The organism is Streptococcus sp. DD11 (genome assembly GCF_001578865.1).
Classification (GTDB): Bacteria; Bacillota; Bacilli; order Lactobacillales; family Streptococcaceae; genus Streptococcus; species Streptococcus panodentis.
Window position 1 is genome coordinate 118,744 of record NZ_KQ969392.1, and the last position, 6,507, is coordinate 125,250.

General features: G+C 50.0%; 5 protein-coding genes. 1 reads left to right on the top strand and 4 read right to left on the bottom strand.

From position 1 onward, the window contains the following. Together STRDD11_RS00560 and manA are read right to left on the bottom strand one after the other, a co-directional pair. Nucleotides 1-1,789 (bottom strand): carbohydrate-binding domain-containing protein (locus STRDD11_RS00560; RefSeq protein ID WP_128835300.1); only part of this gene is annotated, 1,789 nt, incomplete at its 3' end. 431 nt (nt 1,790-2,220) lie between these two features. Next, on the bottom strand, nt 2,221-3,165 hold the full coding sequence (gene manA, locus STRDD11_RS00565; RefSeq protein ID WP_128834339.1) for a mannose-6-phosphate isomerase, class I: 945 nt from the start codon (nt 3,163-3,165) through the stop codon (nt 2,221-2,223). A gap of 428 nt (nt 3,166-3,593) precedes the next feature. Between manA and queG the strand changes: the two genes are divergently transcribed. Continuing rightward, the gene (gene queG, locus STRDD11_RS00570) at nt 3,594-4,736 is read left to right on the top strand and encodes a tRNA epoxyqueuosine(34) reductase QueG (RefSeq protein ID WP_128834342.1); all 1,143 of its coding nucleotides are present in this window, start codon (nt 3,594-3,596) and stop codon (nt 4,734-4,736) included. Between the two features lie 31 nt (nt 4,737-4,767). Here queG and STRDD11_RS00575 read toward each other — a convergent pair whose 3' ends face one another. Continuing rightward, a complete protein-coding gene (locus tag STRDD11_RS00575) occupies nt 4,768-5,343 on the bottom strand; it encodes a flavin reductase family protein (RefSeq protein WP_128834344.1) in 576 nt (191 codons plus the stop codon). A gap of 325 nt (nt 5,344-5,668) precedes the next feature. Next, on the bottom strand, nt 5,669-6,379 hold the full coding sequence (locus STRDD11_RS00580) for an ABC transporter ATP-binding protein (RefSeq protein ID WP_128834347.1): 711 nt from the start codon (nt 6,377-6,379) through the stop codon (nt 5,669-5,671). Nucleotides 6,380-6,507: the final 128 nt, after the last annotated feature.

The following is a 6,507-nucleotide window of genomic DNA, read 5'->3' on the forward strand; positions in this document are numbered from 1 at the left end:
TAGCGCTGCCATCCCAATCCGGCGGTGTCGGCTGGCTGCCATCCGCATTGGTCAGCCCCGGAAAGCCCCCAAAACCACTCATATCGCCCATCGGTCCGCCCATGCCAAAACCGTTAGTTGTCCCTTCTTCTGTAGCGGTTGCTGTAGCTGTGCTGCCGCTGGAAGTTGTAATGGTATAGCTTTCTCCTTCAGCCAAGGCTTCTGTACTGAAGACAACATTGCCGAAGGAAGCAGCTGCGACGGTTGTGGCAATCACATTGCCGCTGCTGTCCGTCACCGTAATCGTATCGCCGGCATTGCCGCTGACATTGGCTATAATATAGGATTGGCTGGAGCCAGTAGTGAACGCCTGCGCCATCCCCTGATTTCCAATAGCCCAAACCGTTCCGCCGGAAATGATGCCGGTGCCGTCATAGTCAATGGCCGCATTATCAGCACTGGTCTGGGTCACATAAAGGCTGCCGCTTTTAACGGTCACATTGCCGTTACTGTCAATCCCGTCACCGCCGGCAACGATTATGACATTGGCTCCGTCAATATTAATCGCAATATCATTGTCCGCAGTCGCATTGGTCAGCTGACTGGTATCAGCGCTGGTCTTGGTCGTCCAATCAGTCGCATTGAGACCGTCATCTCCAGCATTGACCGTGATGTCGCCGCCAGTCAGATTGATATAGCGGCCTTCAATCCCCTCGTCGCCGGCTGTAATATGAACCGTTGAGCTGCCGCTGACAGCGACCTCATCTGCAGCCGTAATTCCCTTGTCCGAGGCTGTAATACTGACTGCCGAGTCCCTAATTGTCACGTCACCGCTGTTGACATCCGTCTCATCCTCAGCCTGAATGCCATCGTCGCCAGCAGCAATGGTGACCGTCGCCTTATCAACCGTCACACTCTTGCTGGCATTGATACCGTCTTTAGCCTCTGAAGTCAGATCAAGAGTGACATTGCTAATCGTCACACTGTCGGCAGAAACTGCATGCTTTTCACTGCTGCTCAGGGTCAGACTGCTGCCAGTCGAGCTGGTGATTGTCAGGGCTCCGGCCGCCTCAACTGCAGTATCAGCAGTCGAGCTGACCGAGCTGTCAGACAGCACATTGATGGTCAAATCTGCGCTGGAAGCTGAGCTAATGGCCGAGTCCGTCAAGGTCAGGGCGTCCAGATTGAGCGTGACAGGTTCCGTCACGCTGGCATCCACTGTAATCGTATAGCTGCTGCCGTTGCCGGTCAGGGTATAGGTGCCGGCAGAGGTAATCGTAATGGTGCTGCCGTCAATCACCACTCCGCTGGCTGTGCTAGTCACGGTCGAACCGTCAAAGCTAATCGTTCCTTCACTGCTACTGCTGCTGGCAGTGCTGTCCGCTGCCGTGCTGGAAGCTGCAGCCGTTGACGAAGCATCGCTGGCAGTTCCGGTTTCCTCGCTGCCGCTATTGGCAGACTCTGTGTCAGCCGAGCTTACTTGGGAGCTGTCGGCCGCAGCTGCAGCTTCTGCAGAAGTCCCAAGCGCTGCCGCCGTTTCTGTACTTGCAGTCTCTGACTCTTGGAGTGCAGCTGCAGCTGTCTCTGCACCGTCTGCCGATGTGCTGTCAGTCGCACTGCTGTCGGCCGCCGCAGCCACTGCTGTATCGCTGCCGGTCTCATCTGCCGACACAGTGCTGCCGCCTGCTAAAACTGCGGCGCCCATAGCAATGGTTGCAAGCAGCACCGAACCTGCGGTTTTCCATTTTGATGATTTTTTAAGTCCATAGCGTTTCTGATCTTGATTTTTAGAGAAAAATAGTTTTTTCATATCTGTCTATTCCTTTCATGAATATACTGATATTAAAACTCACTTTTCCTTTACAAAACTTAAAAATAGCTTGCAGAAAACTTAAATAACATACTGCAGCCTTCCCTGCCTCGTTTTTGGATTTCTAGACTGTATCGTCATTTCGTTTATCTTTTAGTTTGCTTTTAGCAGTGAAACTGTCCGGGGGACAGTTTCAGCCTATCGCTTAAAATACAGGATGATAGGGCAACGAGCCCCTCAAAAGCTCGCAGCCTATCACTTTCTTATTTCAAGATGATAGGCTGATACTTTCCCTGCTTTTCATTTTCGGGGCAGGAGTTAAAAAAGGAAACAGCATCCACAGCCATCTGCCGGGCAAGCGTTTTTGCCAAAATGCAGTAAGGAGGCTGGGACACTCTTGTCCCAGCCTCCTGTCAATCCTTTTCCAGCTGCTAAGGGTGGCTGGAAATGATTTCCAACCCCTGCCCCTGCAGCTTCCATGCCGCTGCATCACTGGGCAGAATAAAGTGGTCCCCCTTGGCCAGCGGATAGCTTTCCCCGTCCAGCTCAAGAGCGCCCTGACCTGCCAGAATACTGACCAGCAAGTAATCTGCTGTCTTCTCAAAAACGGCCTGACCTGTCAGTTCCCATTTATAAACGGCAAAGAAATCATTGGCAACCAGCAAAGTGGAGCGCAAGTCATCCACTTGCAGACTCACTGGCCGGCTGTTAGCTGGCTTTCCAATATTCAGGACATCAATTGATTTGTCCAAATGCAGTTCCCGCAGTCTGCCTTCTTCATCCTTCCGGTCGAAATCATAGACCCGATAGGTGGTATCGCTGGACTGCTGGGTTTCCAGTATTAAAATTCCTGAGCCAATCGCATGCATGGTGCCGCTGGGTACATAGAAAAAGTCTCCAGCTTTGACCTTCACTTTTGTCAGCAGCTGGCCCCAGTTTTGGGCTTCAATTTGCCGGCGCAGTTCTTCTTTTGACGAGGCATTGTGCCCATAGATAATCTCTGCTCCCGGCTCAGCCGCAATCACATACCAGCACTCTGTCTTGCCTAGCTCGCCTTCATGCTTGAGGCCGTATGCATCGTCCGGATGAACCTGCACACTGAGCCAGTCGTTGGCATCAAGAATTTTTGTCAAGAGCGGAAAGACTGGTAAGCTGCTGTTCCCAAACAGTTCACGATGGTCGGCATAGAGCCTATCCAGACCCAGACCGGCGAAACGTCCGTTCTTAATAGTGGAGACACCGTTTGGATGCGCTGAGATGGCCCAGTATTCCCCAACTTTGTCGCTGGGAATCTCATAGCCAAATTCATCGCGCAGCCTGGTCCCGCCCCAGATTTTTTCCTGCATAACGGATTGTAAAAAGAGTGGTTCTGCCATTGTTCACCTCCAAATATTCCTGCCTTTATTATATCAAAAAGGAGCTTAATGACGGCTCCTTTCTATACTAAAATTTACAGTAAATTTAGGATTTTTTCTTCTGGTAAATCCAGATATTGTCCTAAGAAGATTTAGAAGCGTAAGACTGAGAATGTCAAGTAACTGCGGCCGTCCTTTAATAAAAGCGGTGGGACAGAACTCCCATGATGGCTGCGCCCTCATCCGCAGAGGAATCAATCTTTTGGAAGATACCGTATAAAAAATCGGTCAGACGGCGCCTTCGATTTTTAAAAAATAACGGAAATTTATTATAGTATAGTTGCTATGGAACACAAAGGAAAGCAAGCAGCCAGCAGTTCCTTGTCAGATCATCCTGACCGATTCGTTCTATCTCGCAAAATAATCAGATTTCCGCTATAATAAAAGCAATGAATATCAAAGAAGAAATTATCCGTTTAGCAAAAGAAATTGGAATCTCCAAGATTGGCTTCACAACAGCAGACGATTTTGATTATTTGGAAAAATCGCTGCGCCTGGCTGTGGAAGAGGGGCGAAATTCTGGTTTTGAGCATAAAAACATCGAAGAGCGGATCAAGCCCAAGCTGAGTCTGGCTTCAGCCAAGACCATCATCTCTATCGCAGTAGCCTATCCCCACAAGCTCAAGCAGCAGCCCCAGAAGACAGCTTATAAACGCGGCAAGTTTACCCCCAACAGCTGGGGACTGGACTACCACTATGTCCTGCAGGACAAGCTGGACCGATTGGCACAGGGGATTGAAGAACTGACGGCCGATTTTGAATACAAGGGCATGGTGGATACGGGCGCCCTGGTCGATACAGCAGTCGCCCAGCGGGCCGGGATTGGCTTTATCGGCAAGAATGGTCTGGTCATCTCCAAGGAATTTGGCTCCTATATGTTTTTGGGGGAGCTAATCACCAATCTGGATATCGAGCCGGATCAGCCGGTGGACTATGGCTGCGGCGACTGCAACCGCTGTGTCACTGCCTGTCCAACCTCCTGCTTAATCGGCGACGGGACCATGAATGCCCGGCGCTGCCTATCCTTTCAGACTCAAGATAAGGGCATGATGGATTTGGAATTTCGCAAGAAGATCAAAACCGTCATCTATGGCTGCGACATCTGCCAAATCTGCTGCCCTTACAACAAGGGTCTGGACAATCCGCTGGCAACCGAGATTGATCCCGAGCTGGCCCAGCCCGAGCTGATTCCTTTTCTGGAGCTTTCTAACGGCCAGTTCAAGGAAAAATTCGGCCATGTGGCCGGCAGCTGGCGCGGCAAAAACATCCTGCAGCGCAATGCCATTATCGCTTTGGCCAATGCCCACGACCGCTCTGCTATTCCCAAAATCCTGCAAATCATCGACCAATCGCCCAATCAAATCCATGTGGCAACTGCCATCTGGGCCTTGGGAGAGCTGGTCAGCGAACCCAATCCAGACATGATAGAGCTGGTCCTGAGCGTGAAAAACCCAACTCCGCAAATCCAAGAAGAGCAGAGCCGCTTTTTAGAAAAGTTTGGACTGCAGGAACAAATACTGATAGAAAACTAAACCGCTGAGTTGCAAGACCTCAGCGGTTTCTTTATTTTTCTACTTGTTCACGGATTTGTTTGATGATGGAGCCCATCTTGACGGCTTCATCGCTGAAATAGCGATAGAGCCGGCCGTCTCCGTCTCCCATATAGCTGATAGGAGAAAAGCGGTCGCTTCTGAAAGCATCGTGCTCATCAATCAAAGTCTCATCTACCACGCGCCGCGTAACGCGGGCGATGACATTGGTCAGGGCACCGCATTCGACCATGTCCAGCACCTGACACTCGATAGATACGGGGCATTGGTCCACCAGCGGAGCATCCACGGTCTCGCCGACGGTGTAGCTGAGGCCAGTCAGGGCAAACTTGTCCTTGCGGCTGTTGAAGCCGGCGATTTCAGACTCCTTGGTCAAGTCCTTCTCTGGGACATTAACAGTAAACTGCCGATGCTTGCTGATTTCTGTGATGGCATTTCCCTTGGTGCGCATAGCCATGACCAGCATGCTGCCGAGGGAATAGACCGAGCTGGAGGTCGAAATGTTGTAGCCGTGCACATCGTCCTTGTAGCCTAAAAAGAAGACTGGAAAGCCAAAGTAGAGTTTACGCGTTTCAAAAGTACGTTTCATATATGCTCCTTTATTTTATAGTCTTTTAGTTTACTTTTAGCAGTGAGAGTGGGACAGACTCCCATGATGGCTGCGCTCTCACCCGCAGAGGGAACTATCATTTGGAAGATACTGTATAAAAATCCTTCAGTCTCCTTATCCACAACTTTTCTATCTCACTATCTTGTTTCTAGGTTCGGGCTGTTTTGACACAAATTACGTTTGTTTTATCTCCAACCTCCAACAGTCCTTCTGGACTGTTGGAGCAAGGCGAGCTGACAAAGTAATAAAAGATCAACTAAATGACGGTAATTTAAAAAAATAGAATAGCTAGTCAGGATACTCGTCAGCCGAAATTTCCCTTATCGCCTATCAACATTTTTGTCGCGGGGTGGTGGGCCTGGAGAGGTCGTTCAAAATCCCTAATCTCATCAACGATTTCTCCGTTTGCCATGACCAAAATGCGATGGCAGATAGCATAGCTCAGCTTGAAATCATGAGAGATGAAAAGATAAGTCAGCTGGTATTTCTCCCGCAAACCATATAGGAGGCCTAAGAGCTTGCCTTGAACAATGGGATCCAGGCCGCTCAGAGCTTCATCAAAAATAAGAATAGCCGGCTTTAAGAGCAGCGCCCGAGCGATACAGACTCGCTGCAGCTGGCCGCCGCTAAGCTGGCGTGCTGGCCGATTCAGGTAACTTTTATCTAAGCCGACATCTTCCAGAATAGCTTCTATCTCATCACTCGCGATATTTTTGGGCAGGGCTTCTGTCAAAACCTGCTCCACTGTGAAGCGGGGATTGACCGAATGAAGCGCGTCCTGAAAAACCAGCAGGATTCTCACCCCAGACTTTTTGACTGAGTAGGGCTGGCCATCCAGTAAGACCTGACCTTGACTGGGCTTTTCCAGACCGAGCAGCAATTTAGCCAGCGTGCTCTTACCACTGCCGCTCTCGCCCATCAAGCCGATTATGTCCCCTTTCTGGACGGCAAAGTTACAGTCTTTAATAACCGCTTTTCCATCGAATTTTTTAAAAACATGTCTACATTCCAGCATCGTGTTTCACCAACCGTTCGTATGGATTTCCTAAGAGAAGATCTTGGGTCTGATCATCAGCTCATGCGATTGTACTTGCTGTTCAGAGCGTCTCCGAACTTGGTAAAGAGGAGAATGGTCAAAATCAG

What these genes read in the sequence shown, in the direction of transcription:
- manA (WP_128834339.1), bottom strand. Translation starts at nt 3,165, where the DNA reads ATGGCAGAACCACTCTTTTTACAATCCGTTATGCAGGAAAAAATCTGG.
- queG (WP_128834342.1), top strand. Translation starts at nt 3,594, where the DNA reads ATGAATATCAAAGAAGAAATTATCCGTTTAGCAAAAGAAATTGGAATC.
- STRDD11_RS00575 (WP_128834344.1), bottom strand. Translation starts at nt 5,343, where the DNA reads ATGAAACGTACTTTTGAAACGCGTAAACTCTACTTTGGCTTTCCAGTC.
- STRDD11_RS00580 (WP_128834347.1), bottom strand. Translation starts at nt 6,379, where the DNA reads ATGCTGGAATGTAGACATGTTTTTAAAAAATTCGATGGAAAAGCGGTT.